We start from the raw sequence: 20,202 nt of genomic DNA on the forward strand, positions 1-20,202 counted from the left end.
TCCACGTCCGCGGGCCCGCGGATCAGGTCGCGCGCAGGATCAGTTCGACCGGGAGCGTTTCGGTTTGCGCCGGGCGCCCTTCGATCAGGTCCAGCACTTTCTCGGCGAGCAACACGCCACCCGCCTGCCAGTCCTGGCGAACCGTGGAGATGTTGGGCAGGAACGTGGCGCCGAGGGGGGTGTCGTCATAACCCACGATCGACACAGCTCGCGGCACGTCCACGCCGAGATCCTTGAGTGCGCTGATGGCGCCGAGCGCCAGCAGGTCGCTCGAGGCGAAAATGGCGTCGAATTTTGCTCCGCGCGCGACCAGTGAGCGCACCGCGTCGATGCCCGCCGCCATGGTGAAATCGTCGCGGCGCATCAGCAGCGGCTTGATTCCCATGCGGGCCAGGGCGTCGACGAATCCATTGAGACGGTCGAGAATTTCGGGGTGGCCGGGTGGCCCGACAAACACGGGATGCCGGCGTCCGATGCGCGCGAAATGCTCGGCGACCAGTTGTCCGCCCTGGCGGTTGTCGCTGCCGACCACGATGTGGCTGTCATGGTCAGCGGGGGCGCCCCAGACCACCATCGGCAGGCCCAGTTTGTCGAAGCGCCGCACGGCATCCTGGTGCACGCCCTGGCCCAGCAGGATCAAGCCATCCGCCGCGTGGATCGCGGTGGCATTGGCATCCTGCCGCGTGGTGAGCAGCACGCTGTAGCCAGCCGTGGTCAGTGCCTGGGTGATGCCACCGAGCAGGTTGAGCGGGTAGGGATCGAGCATCGGGCGCGCGTCCGAGGGGCGCATCTCGACGATGACGCCCACGGTGCGGCTGTGGCGCAAGCGCAGATTGCGCGCGCTGATATTGAGCTTGTAACCCTGTTCGCGCGCCAGGGTCTGGATGCGCTCGCGCGTGCGCGCATTCACCAGCGAGCTGTCGGCAAGGGCGCGTGAGACCGTGATCTTGGACGTGCCCGCCAGGCGGGCCAGATCGGCCATGGTCAGGGGGGCCGGAGGCTGCGCTTCGGCGCGTGGTGGGCGAATCCTGCTCAAGGGCGGGTCGCATCCGGCAACGACAGGTACGCCGGCGCGGTCGCGACGCGGCGGAAGTGACGGGCGGCGATCATGCCTTGCAGTCTCCGGCGTGACAGGGCCAGCGTCAATGCTGATGTGGCCAACGCTGTCACGCCGCTGCCATACGCGGACTGTCATGCGTGGCAGGCGACCATGCTGCGGTGCATGATATCGATATCTTGATATCGATATCATTTGGCTCTAGGCTCGCCGCCCATCGGCGCTTGCCGGGGAGCAAAAGCAGCGATGTCCGAGCACACCAGCGCGCAAGCGCCGCAGGCTGATGGCCACGATCCGTGGCAGCTGAGCTGGCGCGATGTGTCCAGCGCAGCCGCACCGCGGCTGCAAAGTCTGTGCGCGCTGGCCAATGGCGCGCTCGGCGTGCGCGCCGGCGCCGAGGAAGTTAGTGCCGAGAGTCCGCGCGTGTTTCTGGCCGGGGTCTGGGAGCGCACGCCGATTCGCTACCACGAGCGTTTCCCAGGCTTCGCGCGTCATACCGAGACCCGGCTGCCGGTTGCGGACGCCACCTCGATACGCGTTGAACTGGGGGCGGCCGTGCTGGGCGAAGACGGATGCCGATGCCTGTCGGAGGCACACACACTGGATTTGCGCACCGGCTGCTACCGGCGCAGCGCGTTGTGGCAAGCCGCGACTGGCGCACGCATCGAAATCAACGCCGAACGTTTGGTGCCGCTGGATGGACGCGCGGCACTGGTGTTGCGTTACCGCATACGCTCGCTCGATTACAGCGGTTCGCTGGTGGTGGAATCAGGCATCAGTCCCGCCGTCGCCGCGGCACCGCAGGGTGATGACCCGCGCATCGGCGCGGCGCTGGAAGGCGGATTGCAGTGGGCGGGTGGAGCGGCAGGTACCGAGCACGCCTGGTATGCGCAGCGCACCACGCATAGCGGCATCGCGGTGGTGTGCGTGCAGCGCCAGAACTGGTCCGCAGCCGGCCCCTGCGAAGTGGCAGATCACGGCGCCGCGGGCGTGGCGCAGCGGGTGGGCGCGCAGTTGTCGGCGGGGCGGGAGGTGGTGCTCGAGAAGTACATCGCCTATGCGTGTTCGCCCGCCGACTCGACCCCGGATCTACCCGCATTGCGCGCACGTGCCGAGCGGGACAGCGCCGCCTTGGCCACCGCTGGCTTCGACACATTGTGCGAGCAGCAACACGCCTGGCTTGAACCATTTTGGGCGGCGCTGGACCTGCATGTTCCAGGGCAGACCGAGATCGAGCGCGCGCTGCGTTTCGGTTTGTTCCACGTGCAGCAAGCAGTGGCGCGCGATGGCAGCGGCAGCGCAGCAGCCAAGGGATTGAGCGGCGAAGGATACGAAGGGCATTTCTTCTGGGATGCCGAGGTGTTCATGCTGCCTGCGCTGGTGCTGATCGCACCACAGCTCGCGCGCAGCATGCTGGTCTACCGCTACCGCACCCTGGATCGCGCCCGTGCACATGCGCGCGAACTCGATCATGGCGAAGGCGCGCTGTACGCATGGCGCACGATCTCGGGCGCCGAGTGCTCGGCGTATTTTCCGGGCGGCTCGGCGCAGTACCACATCAATGCGGACATCGCCTGGGCGATCCGCGTGTACGTGGACGCCAGCGGTGACGAGGAGTTCATGCGCGATGCGGGCGCGGAAATGCTGCTGGAGACGGCGCGCATCTGGATGCAGATCGGCCATTTCAGCGCACGTCGCGGCGGCGCGTTCTGCATCCATGAAGTTACCGGGCCTGACGAGTACTCGGCGCTGGTCGACAACAATCACTACACCAACCGCATGGCACAGCGTCACCTGCGCGATGCCGCGGCGATCGCGGACTGGATGGCGGCGCGGCATCCGCAGGCGTGGGTGACGCTGCGTCAGCGCATCGGTCTGCGCGAGCAGGAACCGGCGCAATGGCGGCGTGCGGCAGACGCGATGCATTTGCCCGTGGATGCCGCGCTCGGCATCTACCCGCAGGACGATGGATTCCTCGATCGGCCGCGCTTGCCGGAAGCGCTGCTCAGCCACGGCGAAGGCCCGCTGCTGCTGCGTCTGCATCCGCTCACGATCTACCGCCACCAGGTCTGCAAACAGGCCGACACCGTGCTGGCGCTGGCTCTGGCAGGCGCCGAGGTCGACGCGGAATTGAAGCGGCGCACGCTGGAGTACTACGAGCAAGTCACCGTGCATGACTCGACGCTTTCCGCATCGAGCTTTGCCGTGCTTGCGGCCGCTGTCGGCCAGGTCGCCAAGGCCGAGCGCTATCTGATGGCGAGCCTGCGCGTCGATCTGGATGACTTGCATGGAAACACCGGACATGGCGTGCACCTCGCCGCCATGGCCGGGAGCTGGCTCGCGCTGAGCCAGGGCTTTGCCGGGTTGCGCGTGGAGCGCGATGCCATCGCCTTCGCGCCACGCTGTCCCGAGCACTGGCAGGGGTATCGTTTCGGCGTGCAATGGCGCGGCGCGCATCTGCGCCTGACTGTCGATCGCACCGGCGTGTCGTATGAGCTGGACGCGGGAGCAGGCACGCCACTGTTGTTGCGTCATTGCAGCGAGCTGCTGCAGGTCGAACCTGGCGCGTGCGTGCGCAGGGCATTGGCGGCCGCGCCGATGCTCGCGCCGGCGGTCGTGGTTGCGGCTGCTCGCACGGATGCGCACTGCGCGGCCCTGATATTCGACCTCGATGGCGTGCTCGCGGATACCGCGTCGTTGCATCTTGCGGCCTGGCGCGAACTGGCTGACGAGCTTGGCCTGCCGTTCGATGCGACGCTCGCGGAGCGCTTGAAAGGCGTGGATCGGCGCGGTTCGCTGGAACTCGTGCTGGGCGCGCGCGCGCGCGAATTCAGCGAAGCGCAGAAGCAGACGCTGGCCGAGCGCAAGAACCAGCGCTACGTGCAGCAGATCGCGCAACTCGATGGCGGGGCGCTGCTGCCCGGAGCGCAGGCGACTCTGCTGGCTGCGCGCGCGGCGGGATTGAAACTGGCGCTGGCTTCGGCCAGCCGCAATGCGCCGCAGTTGCTGCGCAGCCTGGGTATCGCCGGGTACTTCGATTTCATCGCCGACCCGGTCCGCGCCGGCGCGGCCAAGCCGAGTCCGGCGATTTTTCTGGAGGCGGCCGCAGGACTCGGTGTCGCGCCACAGGCCTGCATCGGCATCGAGGATTCCGCGGCCGGCATCGCCGCCATCCGCGCCGCCGGGATGCGGTCGGTGGGCATCGGTTGCATGGCAGTGCTGGGGGCCGCCGATGTCGTGGTCGGATCCCTGGCTGAGTTGGATCTGGAGTCAATCCTGGCAAGGAAATGGCCGTCGAGTGGCCGCGCGCACGCGGCTCAACAACAACCTAAACACACAGGCAATCCGAGGGTGGAGGATTTATGAAACGCACACGCACGAACCGAGCGGTACTGGCACTCGCCATTGCGACGGCGCTGGCCACATTCACGGTCCAGGCACAGGACGCAACGACACCGGCAGCGCCAGGCAAATCAACGGAGCCGGTACCCGAGCACGTCAAGACATTGCAGCAGGTCGTGGTCACTGGCGCGCCGACCTACATGGGCGTGAAGAAAATCGATGCCAGTTTCGAAGTGACCGCGCTGTCGCTGAAGGACATCAAGAACATCATGCCTTCGAGTTCCGCGGATTTGCTCAAAGTGGTTCCGGGCATCTGGCCGGAGAGCAGCGGCGGCGAAACCGGCCCCAACATCGACGTCGCCGGATTTCCCGGCGGTGGCGATGCGCCCTATGTCACGTTCGAACTGAACGGCTCGCCGATCTATCCCGTGCCGACGCTGTCGTTCATGGACAACTCGTCGATGTTCAGACTGGACGACACCATCTCTGGCGTGGAAGTGCTGCAGGGAGGGCCTTCGGTCATTTTCGGCAGCGGCCAGATCGGTGCGGTTGCGAACTTCACCTTGCGCCAAGGCACGCCGCAGACCGAGGGCGCGATCGGCTACACGATCGGAACCCACGGCTACTACCGCTATGACGGCTTCATGAGCGGCGAAATCAGCCCTGGCTGGTTTTACAGTGTCGGCGGTTTTTACCGCACGGACAGTGGCATACGCGACCCGCAATTTCCCGCGAACCAGGGCGGGCAACTGACCGCGACGCTGACCCATGATCTGCGCCATGGCAGCGTGATGTTCTATGCACGCGACCTGAGTGACAAGAATCTGTTCATCACGGATGTTCCGCTGATTGTCAGCCCGAATGGACAAAATCTGTCCGGCTTTCCTGGGTTCCCGGCCTTGACCGGGACATTCGCCAGCAACGCGCTGCGCATGGCCAACATCCAGGTCACGCCAGGCAATCCCCCGGGCACCATCAATGCCGATCTTGCCAATGGCCGCGGTGCGCATGTGCGCATGTTCGGATCCAACCTGAATCTGTATTTCGACAACGGCTGGACTTTCAGCAACGTGTTCAATGTCACCGATGGACACATGCCGACCAATGCCTTGTTCAACAACCTCTCGCCGGAAACGATGAGCAGTTTCACGGCCAGCGAAATCGCCAGCGCGAATGCCGATCCCGCGGTGGTGGCGGCCGGCGGACTTGCCACCAGCGGCACGGCCACGTATGTCAATGGTGGCGGTGCCGTGAACCCCAATCAGGCGGTCGCTTCACTCGGTTTCTGGATCGTGGATAACCGGATCCAGTCGTTCAGCGATGAGGCGCGTTTGACCAAGCGCCTGTTCGAGGGCAATCACCTGACCTTCGGTACCTATTTCGCGAGTTACACGGCGAATGATACGTGGTACCTCGGCAACAACATGCTGATGACCGCGACGAACAATGCCCAGCCGATCAATCTGACACTGAACAACGGGGCCCAGGTCACGCGCAATGGTTTCATCAGCGGTCCGTTCTACTCGCTGATCGATTCCTTCAGCGGACGCAATGCCGCCGGCTATTTGTATGATCAGTGGCAGACGGGGCGCTGGCTGTTCGACGGCGGCGTGCGCATCGAAAACGAGAGTCTCAACGGTTCCGTGTCGAATGATTCGACGGTCAACCTCGATGGCAATCCGCTGACGCTGTACAACAACAGCACCGCGGTCGCCAACGGCACCTACACCCCGGAAAATTTCAACACCACGCGCGGCTCCTGGACCCTGGGCGCGAACTACAAGATCACCCCGGACATGAGCGCTTATGTACGCGTCGATCAGGGCGTGCACTTCCCGAGCTTCGACGATTTGCGCAATGGCACGCCATCCGTGCAGAAAGTCAAGAATCTGGAAGTCGGGTTTCGTGCCGAGAAGGACGGCTGGTATGGCAGCGTGACCGCCTATCGCAGAATTTTCACCGGCGTGCCTTATTCGATCATCATGTCGGACGGCAGCATTTTCAATACGGTGTATGGTTCCAGCGGACACGGCGTCAACTTCGAGGTGCGCTGGCGTCCGCTTGAACACCTCACGCTGGCGCTGGTCGGCGACTGGGACGACAGCCGCTACACGCATTACGCGGCACCGGCCAGCCCGGGACAGAGCGCGTACAACTACAACGGCAACATGCTGATCCGCCAGCCGCGCTGGCAGGCGCGCTTCACGCCCAGCTATTTGATACCGACGAGCTGGGGTGATGTGCAACTGTTTGCCGCTTACAGCAGCATCAGTTACGCCTATTCGGATATCGCCAATTCCCAGCTGCTGCCGTCGTACTACACGCTGGATGCAGGCGCCGTCGCCAGGGTCGGCAAGCATCTCGTATTTCGCCTGCAGGGCAGCAATCTCACCAACCAGATCGGTCTGACCGAGGGCAATGCCCGCATATTGACCTCGGGCATCTTGAATGGAGTGGAGATGGCGCGCCCGATTTTCGGTCGTGAAGTGCGGTTCCAGGTCGAATACAAGCTCTGATGGCAATGCGGCGCGGGTCGCGTGGCGCAACGCCACGTGGCTCGCGCCGCGCCGATTCCCATGGCCGGCGGTGGCGGCCACCCGTTGCGTCGGATGCCGTCGATCCGTCCTCGTCCAGGTGATGCAGTCCTTGAGTGCGCGCATGCAGGCTCGTCTTCTTTTCCGGCAGGTGTTCCTGGTCCTGGGCCTTGGACTGGCACCATGGATCGTGCGCGCCACGCCCGCGGATTTCGAGCTGGTCGCGACGCCGGCCGATCTCGCCGCGTACTTTCCCACTTATCTCGCCAATGGCTACTTCACGACCATGAGCTCGCGGCGCGGCACCCGCGCCACGCACGCGTTCATGGTCGCGCTCATGGACTACACGCCTGGTGACGTATCGCGTCCCGCGCTGATTCCCGGCTGGAGTGGCATCGACTATTTTGATGGGAACGCGTGGCTCAATCGCGTGTCGCTGACGCCGGCTGCGTTCCGTGATTACCGCCAGGTGCTGGACATGCATGCCGGCACGCTCACCACGCGTTATCGCTGGGTGAACGGTGATCGCGGCAGCGACATTCTCGTGTCGACCTTCGTCAGCCAGGCCGATCCGCATCTCGCGGCCACTCGTCTCACGCTGACGCCGCGGTTCAGCGGTGCCGTGCGTCTCGAATTCTCGCTGCGACTATGGCCGCCGCCGGCGTATCGTTTCGCGCTGGCGCGCCTGACGCTGGCGCAAATGCAGGCCGCCGTCGCCGCATCGGGCCAGTCCTTGCATGCCGTGGCGCCCGCGACCGCCGACCGCGCGCCGATCTGGTATCCGGGACAGACCGTGATCGATGCGTCGGGCGGCAGCGCCAGACGGCGCATGCTGTGGGTACGCGGCCACGCGCGCCACGGGCTCGCCATGGCCGAGGCGGTGGCCGTGCGCTTCGGATTGCCGCCGGGCACGCCGCCTCCGGTCACGCGGCTGGTCAGGACTCCGCACCGGCTGGTGCTCGAGATGCGTCTCGAGGTGCGCAAGGGCGAGACTTACACGTTCGACAAATTCGTCACCGCTTCGCGTGCCGGTTGGGGGGGCGGTGCGCGGACCGATGCAGCCCTCGTCCGTGCAGCACGGCGCAAGGGTTTCATCGTGCTGCACGACCAGCACGTGGCGGCATGGCATCGCCTGTGGCGCCCGGACATCGTGATCAGCGGCGATCCGCCGATGCAGCGTGCCGTGCATGCCGATCTGTTTTACCTGCTGGAAAACTCGACCGCCGACACCGCGTGGCCGATGGCGGCTTGTGGTTTCAGTCCCAATTATCTCGGACACGTCTTCTGGGACAACGATTCATGGGACTTCCCGGCCTTGCTGCTGCTGCATCCACGGCGAGCAAAGTCGCTGGTGATGTTCCGCTATCGGACGCTGGGCGCGGCCAAGGCGCGTGCCAAGGCGAGCGGTTTCCGCGGTGCGATGTATCCGTGGGAGGCCGATCCCGAATACGGCACCGATCAGACCCCGCGCTTTGCCTGGCGCAATGCAGCGCGCGAGATCCACGTCAACGCCGATGTCGCGATCGCGCAGTGGCAGTACTACCTGGCGACCGGTGACAAGACCTGGCTGCGCCATTACGGCTGGCCGGTGATCCGCGCCGTGGCCCGATTCTGGGTTAGCCGGGTGACCTATGACACAGCCGCGCACCGCTACGAGATCCTGCATGTGGTCTCGCCCGACGAGGATTACGACGATGTCGACAACGACACGTTCACGAATGCGGTGGCGCGCAAGGCGCTCAGAATCGCAGGGCAAGCCGCGCACGTGCTGGGGCTGGCTCCTGATCCACGCTGGGCGCGTATCGCCGCGGGGCTTTATCTGCCGTATTCGCGGCAACAGAATCGTTATCTCGACTTTGGCGCGGGCGTCGCGCATGACCGCAAGACCTGGATGGGCAGCACCCTGGCCTGGCTCGCCTATCCTCCGCTGGACCTGCACATGAGCGAGACCGTTCGGCGCAACGACTTCGATTTTGCCTTGCACGCGCTCAGAACCAACGGTGATGACCCCAACGACATGCTGATGGTCATGCTGTCGGTCAATGCCGCCACGCTGGGCGATGCGCCAGCGGCTTATCACTGGCTGCAGCGCAGCGTGGTTGGCTTCGACAAGCCGCCATTCGACGTGCGCAGCGAAACAGCGACCAACGACACGGGCTATCTGCTGTCCGCTTCCGGCGGCTTCGTGCAGAACTTCATCTACGGCTTCAGCGGCCTGCGTGTCGAAGGCACGGGCGTCGAGGCGGTCTATCCGCCGGTTTTGCCGCCGGTCTGGCGCGCGCTCACCTTGCGCGACATCGCGATACGCGGCAAGCGTTATGACATCACGATCACCCGCGATGCGGCGGGTGTCGCGCAACTGCAGCGAACTCGCCTGGAGCATGTGGATGATCGGTGACGGCCTGGGCAATACCCATCCGCATGGGCAAGCGCGCATCAACCGCTGGCTGATGCTGGTCTCGCTGTGTCTGAGCTACATGGTGTATGCCGTGCTGCTCAACAGCGTCGGCACGGTGATCCTGCAATCCATCCTCAGCTTCGGCATCAGCAAGGAGAGCGGCAGCATTCTCGAGGCGTGCAAGGATTTTTCCATCGCCGGCGTGTCCTTCGTGGTGGCCTCGTACCTGCCGCGGCTCGGCTACCGGCGCGCGATGATGCTGGGGCACGCGCTGGTGGCGGCGGCCTGCGTGTTGATGGCGCTGCGCCCGCGCTTCGGCACGGCGGAGGTGCTGTTCGCCACCATCGGGGTGACCTTCGCGCTGATCAAGGTCAGCGTGTACTCCTCGATCGGTCTGCTGACCGCCGACGCCAAGCGCCACGCCAGCCTGATGAATGTGCTGGAAGGCCTGTTCATGGTTGGCGTGCTCGGCGGCTACTGGCTGTTCGGCGCCTTCATCGACTCCAGGGCGCCGGCCAATCTGGTCTGGGTGCATGTGTACTGGCTATTGGCCGGCGCCAGTCTGGCCGTGGTCGTGCTGCTCGCGCTGGCGCGACTCGATGAGTCCGCGGCGCGCTCGGTCAGCACCGGCAGTGGCGGTGCATTCGGCGACATGTTGCGTCTGCTGACCCGGCCCATGGTGTACGTCTTCATCATCTCGATTTTCCTGTACGTGCTGATCGAGCAGGGGCTGGGTACCTGGCTGCCGACGTTCAACAGCCAGGTTCTGCGATTGCCGGCAGCGATGAGCGTGCAGATGGCCAGCATTTATGCCGGCTCGCTGGCGCTGGGCCGGCTGTTGGCGGGTTATGTGCTGCGGCGGGTGTCCTGGTATGCGCTGCTCAGCGGGTGTCTGGTCGGCATGATCCTGCTGGTGGTCATCGTCCTGCCGCTGGCGGCGCACGTACATTTGCGTCCCGACGTGAACTGGTTCAATGCGCCGTTCGTGGCCTATGCATTTCCTCTCATCGGGTTGCTGATGGCGCCGATCTATCCCGCGGTCAATTCGGTGATGCTGAGTGCGTTGCCCAAGGATCGGCACGCGGCGATGACCGGACTGATCGTGGTGTTCTCCGCGTTGGGTGGAACTTCCGGTTCGTTCATCGTCGCTTTCCTGTTCACCCACTTCGGCGGCAGCCACGCCTTTTACATCACCCTGATACCGATGGCGGGAATACTCGTGGCGTTGTTTTTCTTTCGCCGCGAAACGGCGGCCGCGGAGCGAGCCTTGCAGCACGGCCGTGCCATGGCGGAGTGAACCAAATCAGTTTTCAGGGTTCATATGGATTGCTTCGATGCACACCCCTTCATCATTACCTGCGAGCCCCATGTCCTTGACCTGCATGATCGTACGTCGCGCGTTGCGTCGCGTGGCTTGGGTGATCCCTTTGTTCGCGTTGCACTCCGCGTGTGCATTGGCGCAGACCGCGGCGCCAGCCAAGGCCGTTCCGATCGAGGTGGATGCACAGGCTGCCGGCCAGCCGTTCCCGCACTTTTGGGAGCGCATGTTCGGCTCCGGTCACGCGGTGCTGACGCTGCGTGCCTCGTATCGCCGCGACCTGTCGATGGTCAAGCGCGCCACCGGCTTCGACTACGTGCGTTTCCACGGCATCTTCGATCGTCACGTGGGCATGTTTCACATTGGCCCCGATGGCAAGCCGGTCTACAACTTCTCGCTGGTCGACCAGATCTACGACGGCCTGCTGGCGCGCGGGGTCAAACCCTACGTCGAACTGGGCTTCATGCCGCGCGAACTGGCCGCCGATCCCGCTGATACCAACGGCTTCTGGTATCACCCGATCACCTCGCCGCCGAAGAGCTACAAGCTGTGGGACGCGATGATCCGCGCCTTCGCGCGTCACTTGGTCGCGCGCTACGGCATCGACGAAGTCTCCACCTGGTACTTCGAAGTGTGGAACGAGCCCAACCTGAACTTCTGGGCTGGCAAGCCGAAGCAGGCCACCTACTTCAAGCTCTACGCCAACACCGCGCGCGCGCTGAAAGAAGTCAGTCCGCGCTTGCGCGTGGGCGGTCCGGCCACCGCGCAGACCGCCTGGGTGCGGGCTTTTCTCGACTACACCCACGCGCACGACGTCCCGGTGGATTTCCTCAGCGCGCACGTGTACGGCGACGACACCGCGCAGAACGTGTTCCACAAGGACGAGCACATTCCGCGCCGCGCCATGGTCTGCGATGCCGTGGCCAAGGTGCACCGCGAGATCGCGCAATCGGCCGATCCGCACCTGCCTTTCATCCTCAGCGAGTACAACGCCACCTACATGAACCTGCCCAACGTCACCGATTCGGCCTACATGGGGCCGTATCTGGCCGAGACGGTGGACCGCTGCGCCGGCAAGGTGACCATGATGAGCTACTGGACCTTCTCGGACGTGTTCGAGGAGCAGGGCGTGGTGAAGACGCCGTTCTACGGCGGCTACGGTCTGGTCTCGGCGTATGGCATGCGCAAGCCGGCGTTCAATGCCTTCGCGTTGCTGCACAAGCTTGGTCGCACCCGGCTGCCGGTGCGCGGCGCTGACGTGATCGCCACGCGCCGCCGCGACGGCACGCTGGCGCTGGCGCTGTGGAACTACGCGCCGCCGGTGAACCTGACGCCGAACTATGTCGACCGCGCGCCGGTGCAGCCCGCCAAACGCTTCGACGTGCATTTCACGCATCTGGCCGCGGGCAGCTACGCCACGCTGTGGCGCGTCGGCCGCCACCACGCCGACGTCATGCGCCTGTACGACGCCATGGGGCGTCCGGCCTATCCCACGCAGCTGCAGACCGCGGAATTGCGCCGCGCCGGCATGCTGGCACCGCCGCGGGTGCTGCCGATCCGCGACGGCCATGTCGAGGTGACGTTGCCGCCGTACGGGCTGGCCCTGCTCGAAGTGCACGCCTGAAGCGCGGCCGGCCGGTGTCTCCGAGCCTGTGAAAAATTCCGCGGCGTGCGGGATTTTTCATCCGGCCATCCATGGCCGAGCCGAGAGGCTGAAAACTCACAGCCTCTCAGGCGCCGGCCTTGGCCTTGGGCGGATCGAAGCTCAGCGGACTGTTGATCCAGTGCGCGCGCGCGGCGCTCCATGCGCCAATGGCGAAGCTCCAGGTGACCACCAGCACCGGTACGCCGCCCCACAGCGCGCCATAGCGGTCGATCAGCGCGTAGCCCAGCCAGATCGTGCCCATCTGGCCGAACAGGGTGATCACCGACACCACGCTGCGCAGGATGATATTGACCGGCAGACTGAGGTACAGCGCCAGCGTCGCCAGTGTCAGCGGCGGCGCCAGGATCGCCGTGGTCAGCGCGACGCCGGCCAGCGCTGGCGGCGCGACCAGCAGCGCCGCCAGCGTGGTGAACACGAAGGCGCTGAGGATGGTGCCCGGCAGCAGGCCGAGGAAGCTGTCCACCAACTGCGCCTTGAAATCGGCAAGGGTGTCCGGTGCCAGCGAAAAATACAGTTCGACCAGGCTGGGTTGCAGGCGCGGCATGCCCAGACCGACCACGTTAAGACCAGTCAGCGCGAAAAACGTGGCGTAGCCGGCGACCATGCCGATCTGCGCCTGCTGCCCCACGGCGATGGCATACACCGCGATGGCCGCGCCCCACAGCAGCCAGCGCACCAGCCAGCCGCGCGGCTGTTCCTGCGGCAGCAGCAGGGCGCGCAGCATGGCGCGCTGCCGCGTCGGCGTGGGCGCGGCGTGATAGCGCGCGGCCTGGCGCAGCAACAGCGCGCTGGCGCCGACCTCCGACCAGCCATTCAGCCGCTGCATCAGCTTGCCGCGCGGCACGTTGCTGGTGGTGTTGCCCATGCCGCGGCGCATCGGCTCGGGCGCCAGCAGCGGCGAGTCCGGCAGCGGCGGATCGCCGGCCGGGAACAGGCGCTGCCAGGTCGCGCGCAGGATCAGCGCCGCCAGCAGCAGCGCCGCCAGCGGCAGCCAGGCGCTTTGCAGCGCCGGTGCGATGGCCAGCCAGAACGGCTCCGCGATGAAGCGCGCACCAATGATCAATATCCAGACCAGGAATCCACTGCGCGAACCACTGGTGGTCAGCAGTGCCCAGACGATCGCCAGCGTGCCGACGCCAAGCGCCTGCCAACCCACCATCACGCCCCAGTGCAGGCTTGCGAGCGCGCAGGGCAGCAGCCAGAACAGCAGTGCCCAGAGCATGGCCGCGCCAAACAGCGCGCGGTGGAACTCCGGCAGCAGCAGGGTTTCCTTGCGCGCCAGACCCTTCAGTGCGGCACCGGCCAGCAGCCAAGCGAACCACAGCGCGAAAGCGGCCAGCATCGCGCCGGAATCGATCCCCTTGCCGCCGGCCACGATCAGCGCGCCGGCGCCGGCCAGCATGGCCAGTAACAGCAGCATGGCCACCCAGGCCTGGCGCACGGGCAGCACGGCCAGCGCGAGCATTGCCCTCATGCCAGCGCCACGAACAGGTCTTCCAGATCCAGCGCCGCCAGCTCCAGCGTCGCGCCCTCGCGCGCGGCCAAGGCCTTCAGCGCCGGCTGCATGCGCACGTCGGCCAAGTCCACCACGTAGGCGGCACGCGCCTCCACCAGGTCGACATCCAGCGCGCCATCCAGCGCCGGTGCCATGCTGAAGCCGCCTTCGCGGCTCAGCCATGCGCGTCGGAAGTGCGCGCGCAGGTCCGCCAGCGGTCGCTGCAGCGCGATGCGGCCGCTGCGCAGCAGCGCGATGTCAGCCTCGACGCGTTCCAGATCGGTGGTGATGTGCGTGGAGAAGATCACCGTCTTGCCCGGACGCCGCATCAGCGGGATCAGCGTGGCCAGGAAATCGCGCCGCGCGATCGGATCGAGGCTGGCCACCGGCTCGTCGAGCACCAGCAGATCCGGGTCGGGCGCCAGCGCGCGCACGATTGCCAGCATCTGCCGTTGGCCCTGCGATAGCGCGGCGATTTTTTTCTTGCGGTCGAGCTGCCATTCGCCCAGCAGGCGCTCGACCAGCGCGCTGTCCCAGCGCTTGTAGAACGCCGCGGTGAAGGTGAGGAAATCGCCGATGCGCATCCACGGAAAGAGATCGAAACTCTGCGGCACGTAGCCGATGCGGTGCAGGCGCTGACCGCGCGGTTCATCCATCGGTTCACCAAGCACCTCGATGTTGCCGGCGTCCAGCGGCGACAGGCCCAGCAGGCAGCGCAGCAGCGTGGTCTTGCCGGCGCCGTTGCACCCCAACAGGCCGACCACGCGCCCGGCGGGAACCTCCCAGTCCAGGCGCTTGAGCACCTCGCGTCCGTCGAATGATTTCAGCAGCGCGTGCGCGCTGAGTGCGGGAAGTTCAGTCTCGCGAGCCGCTGCGAGCGTTGCATCGATGCCCATGCGTTGATCCTGCGGGGTCGGTCCGGCGTGCAAGCATGCCGCAAATCACGTGCGCCACGCAGCAGGCGTGGCGCACGTGCGACGCCTCGCCTGTGGCGGCATGTCCAGTCCCTCCTTAGACTTCGCCGGTGGAATCGAACTGCGCCGACCTGCCGCTGTTCCCGTTGCCCGCCGTGCTGTTTCCTGGCGGTCGCATGCAACTGCGCGTATTCGAGCCGCGCTATGTCGATCTGGTGCGCGAATGCACGCGCGCCGAGCGCCCCTTCGGCGTCAACCTGATCCTCGAGGGTGCCGAGGCGGGCGTGGCGGCGACGCCGGCCGCGGTGGGCACGCTGGCCACCATCCGCGATTTTTTCTCTCTGCGCGACGGGTTGCTGGGTATCCTCGCCGAGGGCGGGCAGCGCTTTCGCGTGCGGCAGACGCGCGTACGCAACGATGGCCAGCTGCGCGCAGACGTGACGCTGTGGCCGATCGAGCCCGCGCAAATCCTGCCGCCCGAGTTCAGCCTGCTGGCGACGATACTCGAGCGCTTGCTCGATGCCTATGCCAAGGACAACGCGGTGCTCTACGCTGCGCCGCAGCTCGACGACGCCGTGTGGGTGGGCTGTCGCCTCGCCGAACTGCTGCCGCTGGCGCGCGCCGAACGCCAGAGTCTGCTCGAACTGCAAGACCCGCTGGCGCGGCTGGGCGCGCTCAACATGTTGCTGCCGCGCTTCCAGCGCGACGGATGAGGACCTGCGCATGACCACGCTTGCCGGCAAGACCCTGTTCATCACCGGCGCCTCGCGCGGCATCGGCCTGGCCATCGGCCTGCGCGCCGCGCGCGATGGCGCCAACGTGGTCATCGCCGCCAAGAGCGACGTGCCCAATCCCAAACTGCCGGGCACCATCCACAGTGCCGCCGCGGCGATCGAGGCGGCGGGCGGAACCGCTCTGGCGCTGCGTCTGGATGTGCGCGACGCGGATGACATCGCGCGCGCCGTAGCCGCCGCCGCGGCGCGCTTCGGCGGCATCGACATCCTGGTCAACAACGCCAGCGCGATCTGGCTGGCGGATACGCCGGGCACACCGGTCAAGCGCTTCGACCTGATGCACCAGGTCAACACGCGCGGCACGTTCCTGATGACGCAGGCCTGCCTGCCCTGGCTCGAGCGCGCCGCCAATCCGCATGTGCTGATGCTGGCGCCGCCGCTGAACATGGCACCACGCTGGTTTGCCACGCACACCGCTTACACCATCGCCAAGTACGGCATGAGCCAGTGCGTGCTGGGCATGAGCGCCGAATTCGTCGCGCGCGGTATCGCGGTCAACGCGCTGTGGCCGCGTACCGTCATTGCCACGGCCGCGGTGGCCATGCTCGGTGACACGGTGCAACCCGAGCACTGCCGCAAACCCGAGATCGTCGCCGACGCCGCGCACTGGCTGCTGACGCAACCCGCGCGCAACTGCACGGGCCGCTTCGCCATCGACGAGGACGTGCTGCGCGAATCCGGCTTGAGCGATTTCGAGCACTACGCGGTGCAGCCCGGCGCCGCGCTGCTGCCGGATTTGTTTCTCGATTGACCGCGCGCGGAAAGCGAGGAGTGTGAGGAGCATGGAGTCACTTTGCGCGCCGTGAAATGAAGGGGTTGGTCATGCTGAGCAACGCGAAGCATCCCGGTATTGCCTCATCTCTGCTCGCGACCCATGGCCACGGCCATGCCGTCACGCTTGCAAATCGCGTGGCCGATCCCACATCGCCCACTTGTCGACGTCAGCGAGGCCGCCATGAAATATCTGCACAGCATGATTCGCGTGCGCGATCTGGACGCGACGCTGAGGTTTTTCCGCGACGGGCTGGGCCTCGCGGAAACGCGCCGCCGCGAGTTTCCGCAGGGCCGCTATACGCTGGTCTTTCTGGCTGCGGATGAAAGCCCCGAGGCTGAGGTCGAGTTGACCCACAACTGGCCGCCCGCCGACGGCAGTGCGCCCGAGGACTACGGCAGCGCACGCAACTTCGGCCATCTGGCGTTTCGCGTGGACGACATCTACGCCACCTGCGCGCATCTGCAGGCCATGGGCGTGACCATCAACCGTCCACCGCGCGATGGCCATATGGCCTTCGTGCGCTCGCCGGACCTGATCTCGATCGAGCTGCTGCAGAAAGGCGACGCGCTGCCGCCTGCCGAGCCGTGGCGATCCATGCCCAACAGCGGCGTCTGGTAGCGCCGCCGCAGCCGGTTCAGCCGGCCAGCGCCTGCATCAGATCGCCGACCAGATCATCCGGGTGTTCCAGGCCCACCGACAGGCGCAGCAGGCTTTGCGGCGACGTGGGCGTGGGGCCCTCGGTCGAGGCGCGGTGCTCGACCAGCGATTCGCAACCGCCCAGCGAAGTCGCGTTGATGAACAGCTTGAGGCGTGCGGCGCAGGCCAGCGCCGCCTCACGTCCGCCCGCCAGCTCGAATGACACCATGCCGCCGAAATCGCGCATTTGTCGCGCCGCCACCGCGTGGCCGGGATGCGTGGGCAGGCCGGGGTAGTGCACGCGCGCCACCGCCGGGTGCGCGCCCAGCGCCTGGGCCACGGCGAAGGCATTGCGGCAGTGCCAGTCCATGCGCGCCGGCAGCGAGTGCAGGCCGCGCAGCGCCAGCCACGCGCCCAGCGGCGCGCCGTGCAAGCCGACGGCGGCGCGGGTACGGAACACCTGTTCGGCCAGCGCGTCCAGTCCGGCGCCGAACACCAGCGCGCCGCCCATGGTGTCGCTGTGCCCGCCGATGTACTTGGTCACCGACTGCAGCACGACGTCCGCGCCGAGCGTCAGCGGCTGCTGCAGCACCGGCGAGGCAAAGGTGTTGTCCACCAGCAGGCGCGCGCCGCGCGCGTGCGCCAGTTCGGCCAGCGCGGCGATGTCGCTGATCTGCAGCAGCGGATTGGACGGCGTCTCGGCCCAGATCAGCCGTGTCAGCGGCGTCAGGGCAGCGTGCGTGCTGGGGATGTCGGACAGGTCGGCGAAATCGCAGCGCAGGTTCCAGCGCGCGAAATACTCCAGCGCCAGATGCCGGAAGCCGTGGTACACGTCGTGCGGAAACAACACGTGGCTGCCGGGCGGCAGGCATTGCAGCAGCGCGCTGCCAGCGGCCATGCCGCTGCCGAAATACAGTGCGCGCACGCCGCCTTCCAACGCGGCCAGGGCCTGCTCGAAACGCTGCTGCGTGGGGTGATCCGTGCGCTGATAAATCAACCCGTGCGGCAGGCTGCCATCGGGCGCGTGCTCGAACGTGGTGGCCAGGTGCAAGGGCGGCACCACCGCGCCGGTTTCGGCATCGGGTGTCGCGCCGGCATGCACGGCCAGGGTTTCCATGCGCATGGGTCGATCTCGCATTACGGCGCCGGGCGCCACGGATGCGCAGGGTAACGCAGCGTTGCGCTCGCGGGCATAATCGCGCGTCGCCTTCATGAATTCTGTTGCCATGTCCCCGAGTGATTCCCCGTCGTCCACTGCTGCACTGCTGGCGACGGCGCAGCAGGTGTTCGTGCCGGTGTACCAGCCGCGCGCGCTGGTGCTCGACCATGGCCGCGGCGCGCGCCTGTGGGACCGCGATGGCCGCGAGTACATCGACTTCGCCGCCGGCATCGCGGTGTGCAGTCTGGGCCACGCCGATCCCGAGTTGGTCGCGGCGCTGCACGCGCAGGCGCAGAAGCTGTGGCACACCAGCAACGTGTTCCACAACGCGCCGGCGATCGAGCTGGCCGCGGCGCTGGTGGCGGCATCGGGTTTCGCGCAGCGCGTGTTCCTGTGCAACTCCGGCGCCGAGGCCAACGAGGCCGCGATCAAGCTGGCACGGCGCTGGGCTACGCAGCAGGGGCGCGCGCCGGAGCGGCGCACGATGCTGAGCTTTCAAGGCTCGTTCCACGGGCGCACGCTGGCCACTGTCACCGCGACCGCGCAGCCCAAATACCAGCAAGGCTTCGAGCCGCTGCCGGCTGGATTCAGATACTGCGCGTTCAATGATCTCGATGCTGTGGCGACAGCGCTGGCCGACGGCAGCGTGTGCGCGGTGCTGGTCGAGCCGGTGCAGGGCGAGGGCGGGGTGATGCCGGCCGCGCCGGGCTTCCTGGCCGGGCTGCGCGCGCTGTGCGACCGCCACGACGCGCTGCTGATCTGCGACGAGATCCAGTGCGGCATGGGCCGCACCGGCACGCTGTTCGCGCACGCGCAGGACGGCGTGGTGCCGGATGTGGTGACGCTGGCCAAGGCGCTGGGCGCGGGTTTTCCCATCGGCGCCATGCTGGCCGGCCCGCGCGTGGCCGAAGTGCTGCAGTACGGCGCGCATGGCAGCACTTTCGGCGGCAATCCGCTGGCCGCGGCGGTGGCCGGGGTGGCCTTGCGCCGCCTGTCCGCTCCGCAACTTCTGGCCGCGGTCCAGCGGCATGGCGCGACGCTGCGCCGCGGGCTGGAGGCGCTGGCAGTCGAAACCGGCGTGATTGCCAGCGTGCGTGGGCGCGGACTGATGCTGGGTGCGGTGCTGGCCGAGGCGCACCGCGGCCAGGCTGGCGCCATCCTCGACCATGCGCACCGCGCCGGTCTGCTGCTGCTGCAGGCCGGTGCGGATGTGCTGCGCATCGTGCCGCCGCTGGTGCTGGATGAGGCCGACATCGAGCAGGGTCTGGCGCGTCTGGCGCAGGCGTTGCGCACTTATCGGGCGGCCGCGTGATGGAAGAAGGCGTTGCGATCAACATGACCAAAGCCGTACTCACCGGGCATTCGCGCGGCCTGGGCGCCGCGCTGGCCGCAGCGCTGCTGGCGCGCGGCATCGCCACGCTGGGGCTGGCACGGCGCGGTAACGCGGCGCTCGCCGCGCACTATCCGCAGCGCCTGCATGAGGTCTCGATCGATTTGTCCGACAGCGCCGCGCTGCAAAGCTGGCTGGACGGCGGCGAACTGCGCACTTGGCTGGCTGGCGCCGCGCGCGTGCTGCTGATCAACAACGCCGGCGTGGTTGGTCCGGTGGGCGCGCTGGAGGTGCAAGCGCCGGCGCAACTGGCGCGGGCCGTTGCGCTCAACGTGAGCGCGCCGCTGATGCTGGCCGCCGCCTTCGCGGCGTCCAACACGGCCGAGCGACGCATCGTGCACATCTCCAGCGGCGCCGCGCATCAGCCCATCGCCGGCTGGAGTTTTTACTGCGCCAGCAAGGCCGCGCTGGACCAGCACGCGCGCACCGTGGCTGCGGACGCCACGCCCGGCCTGCGCATCTGCAGCCTGGCGCCCGGCGTGATCGATACCGACATGCAGGCCGCGGTGCGCGCCAGCGATCCAGCGCGCTTTCCGCAACACGCGCGCTTCGTGGCCATGCACGAGACTGGCGCGCTGCTGGCGCCGGCTGCCGTGGCGCAACGTCTGCTGGATTACCTGCTCAGCGATGCCTTCGGCGCGCAAGCCGTGGCGGATCTGCGCGAGCTGGGTTGAGTTGGACCGGGACTCGGGACGAGCGCGTTGCGACTCGCAGGCTCCGTCAT

Annotated in this window: 14 protein-coding genes; 10 read left to right on the forward strand and 4 right to left on the reverse strand. The window is 66.8% G+C overall.

Translation table 11 applies throughout. The features are described 5' to 3' along the window. Positions 1-22: 22 nt before the first annotated feature. Positions 23-982 (reverse strand): LacI family DNA-binding transcriptional regulator, encoded by a 960-nt coding sequence (locus Mschef_RS03315; RefSeq protein ID WP_081126391.1) that lies wholly within the window; start codon positions 980-982, stop codon positions 23-25. Between the two features lie 321 nt (positions 983-1,303). On the opposite strand from Mschef_RS03315, the gene pgmB reads away from it, so the two are divergent. The 5 genes from pgmB to Mschef_RS03340 all read left to right on the forward strand — a co-directional run bounded on the left by pgmB (position 1,304) and on the right by Mschef_RS03340 (position 12,273). Then, positions 1,304-4,423, forward strand: a complete 3,120-nt coding sequence (pgmB, locus tag Mschef_RS03320) for a beta-phosphoglucomutase (RefSeq protein WP_081126392.1) — start codon at positions 1,304-1,306, stop codon at positions 4,421-4,423. Then, on the forward strand, positions 4,420-6,915 hold the full coding sequence (locus Mschef_RS03325) for a TonB-dependent receptor (protein WP_081126393.1): 2,496 nt from the start codon (positions 4,420-4,422) through the stop codon (positions 6,913-6,915). Before pgmB ends, Mschef_RS03325 begins: the two co-directional genes overlap by 4 nt. A gap of 142 nt (positions 6,916-7,057) precedes the next feature. Continuing rightward, the gene (locus Mschef_RS03330; protein WP_081126806.1) at positions 7,058-9,331 is read left to right on the forward strand and encodes a glycosyl hydrolase family 95 catalytic domain-containing protein; all 2,274 of its coding nucleotides are present in this window, start codon (positions 7,058-7,060) and stop codon (positions 9,329-9,331) included. Continuing rightward, on the forward strand, positions 9,321-10,628 hold the full coding sequence (locus Mschef_RS03335; RefSeq protein ID WP_338093166.1) for an MFS transporter: 1,308 nt from the start codon (positions 9,321-9,323) through the stop codon (positions 10,626-10,628). The genes Mschef_RS03330 and Mschef_RS03335 overlap by 11 nt, the downstream gene beginning before the upstream one ends. Positions 10,629-10,698: 70 nt before the next feature. Beyond that, a complete protein-coding gene (locus tag Mschef_RS03340) occupies positions 10,699-12,273 on the forward strand; it encodes a GH39 family glycosyl hydrolase (protein WP_242426430.1) in 1,575 nt (524 codons plus the stop codon). Between the two features lie 106 nt (positions 12,274-12,379). On the opposite strand, the gene Mschef_RS03345 is transcribed toward Mschef_RS03340, so the two are convergent. Both Mschef_RS03345 and Mschef_RS03350 read right to left on the reverse strand, forming a co-directional pair. Beyond that, positions 12,380-13,789 carry a hypothetical protein gene (locus Mschef_RS03345; protein ID WP_136256382.1) on the reverse strand — a complete coding sequence of 470 codons (1,410 nt, stop codon included), beginning with the start codon at positions 13,787-13,789 and terminating at the stop codon, positions 12,380-12,382. Further along, positions 13,786-14,706 (reverse strand): ABC transporter ATP-binding protein, encoded by a 921-nt coding sequence (locus Mschef_RS03350; protein WP_081126395.1) that lies wholly within the window; start codon positions 14,704-14,706, stop codon positions 13,786-13,788. Before Mschef_RS03350 ends, Mschef_RS03345 begins: the two co-directional genes overlap by 4 nt. Positions 14,707-14,834: 128 nt before the next feature. On the opposite strand from Mschef_RS03350, the gene Mschef_RS03355 reads away from it, so the two are divergent. The 3 genes from Mschef_RS03355 (at position 14,835) to Mschef_RS03365 (ending at position 16,911) form a co-directional block, all read left to right on the forward strand. Further along, positions 14,835-15,437 carry an LON peptidase substrate-binding domain-containing protein gene (locus tag Mschef_RS03355; RefSeq protein WP_276967305.1) on the forward strand — a complete coding sequence of 201 codons (603 nt, stop codon included), beginning with the start codon at positions 14,835-14,837 and terminating at the stop codon, positions 15,435-15,437. A 10-nt stretch (positions 15,438-15,447) separates the two neighbouring features. Continuing rightward, complete coding sequence (locus tag Mschef_RS03360) at positions 15,448-16,269, forward strand: SDR family oxidoreductase (RefSeq protein ID WP_081126396.1); 822 nt, start codon at positions 15,448-15,450, stop codon at positions 16,267-16,269. Between the two features lie 204 nt (positions 16,270-16,473). Beyond that, the gene (locus Mschef_RS03365) at positions 16,474-16,911 is read left to right on the forward strand and encodes a VOC family protein (protein ID WP_081126810.1); all 438 of its coding nucleotides are present in this window, start codon (positions 16,474-16,476) and stop codon (positions 16,909-16,911) included. A gap of 16 nt (positions 16,912-16,927) precedes the next feature. Here the strand turns inward: Mschef_RS03365 and Mschef_RS03370 are convergent, their stop codons facing one another. After that, positions 16,928-18,052, reverse strand: coding sequence for a trans-sulfuration enzyme family protein (locus Mschef_RS03370; RefSeq protein ID WP_081126397.1), 1,125 nt, complete (start codon positions 18,050-18,052; stop codon positions 16,928-16,930). Positions 18,053-18,155: 103 nt separating this feature from the next. Here Mschef_RS03370 and Mschef_RS03375 point away from each other — a divergent pair, with 103 nt between their 5' ends. Further along, positions 18,156-19,400, forward strand: a complete 1,245-nt coding sequence (locus tag Mschef_RS03375) for an aspartate aminotransferase family protein (RefSeq protein WP_136256381.1) — start codon at positions 18,156-18,158, stop codon at positions 19,398-19,400. Between the two features lie 23 nt (positions 19,401-19,423). Further along, positions 19,424-20,152, forward strand: coding sequence for an SDR family oxidoreductase (locus Mschef_RS03380; protein ID WP_081126811.1), 729 nt, complete (start codon positions 19,424-19,426; stop codon positions 20,150-20,152). Positions 20,153-20,202 lie beyond the last annotated feature (50 nt).

The organism is Metallibacterium scheffleri (assembly GCF_002077135.1).
Classification (GTDB): Bacteria; Pseudomonadota; Gammaproteobacteria; order Xanthomonadales; family Rhodanobacteraceae; genus Metallibacterium; species Metallibacterium scheffleri.

Excerpts from the sequence above, each read along its gene's own strand:
- Mschef_RS03340 (WP_242426430.1), top strand. The coding sequence starts at position 10,699 with ATGTCCTTGACCTGCATGATCGTACGTCGCGCGTTGCGTCGCGTGGCT.
- pgmB (WP_081126392.1), top strand. The coding sequence starts at position 1,304 with ATGTCCGAGCACACCAGCGCGCAAGCGCCGCAGGCTGATGGCCACGAT.
- Mschef_RS03335 (WP_338093166.1), top strand. The coding sequence starts at position 9,321 with ATGATCGGTGACGGCCTGGGCAATACCCATCCGCATGGGCAAGCGCGC.
- Mschef_RS03325 (WP_081126393.1), top strand. The coding sequence starts at position 4,420 with ATGAAACGCACACGCACGAACCGAGCGGTACTGGCACTCGCCATTGCG.
- Mschef_RS03380 (WP_081126811.1), top strand. The coding sequence starts at position 19,424 with ATGACCAAAGCCGTACTCACCGGGCATTCGCGCGGCCTGGGCGCCGCG.
- Mschef_RS03315 (WP_081126391.1), bottom strand. The coding sequence starts at position 982 with ATGGCCGATCTGGCCCGCCTGGCGGGCACGTCCAAGATCACGGTCTCA.
- Mschef_RS03330 (WP_081126806.1), top strand. The coding sequence starts at position 7,058 with ATGCAGGCTCGTCTTCTTTTCCGGCAGGTGTTCCTGGTCCTGGGCCTT.
- Mschef_RS03350 (WP_081126395.1), bottom strand. The coding sequence starts at position 14,706 with ATGGGCATCGATGCAACGCTCGCAGCGGCTCGCGAGACTGAACTTCCC.
- Mschef_RS03370 (WP_081126397.1), bottom strand. The coding sequence starts at position 18,052 with ATGCGCATGGAAACCCTGGCCGTGCATGCCGGCGCGACACCCGATGCC.
- Mschef_RS03360 (WP_081126396.1), top strand. The coding sequence starts at position 15,448 with ATGACCACGCTTGCCGGCAAGACCCTGTTCATCACCGGCGCCTCGCGC.
- Mschef_RS03375 (WP_136256381.1), top strand. The coding sequence starts at position 18,156 with ATGTCCCCGAGTGATTCCCCGTCGTCCACTGCTGCACTGCTGGCGACG.
- Mschef_RS03345 (WP_136256382.1), bottom strand. The coding sequence starts at position 13,789 with ATGAGGGCAATGCTCGCGCTGGCCGTGCTGCCCGTGCGCCAGGCCTGG.
- Mschef_RS03365 (WP_081126810.1), top strand. The coding sequence starts at position 16,474 with ATGAAATATCTGCACAGCATGATTCGCGTGCGCGATCTGGACGCGACG.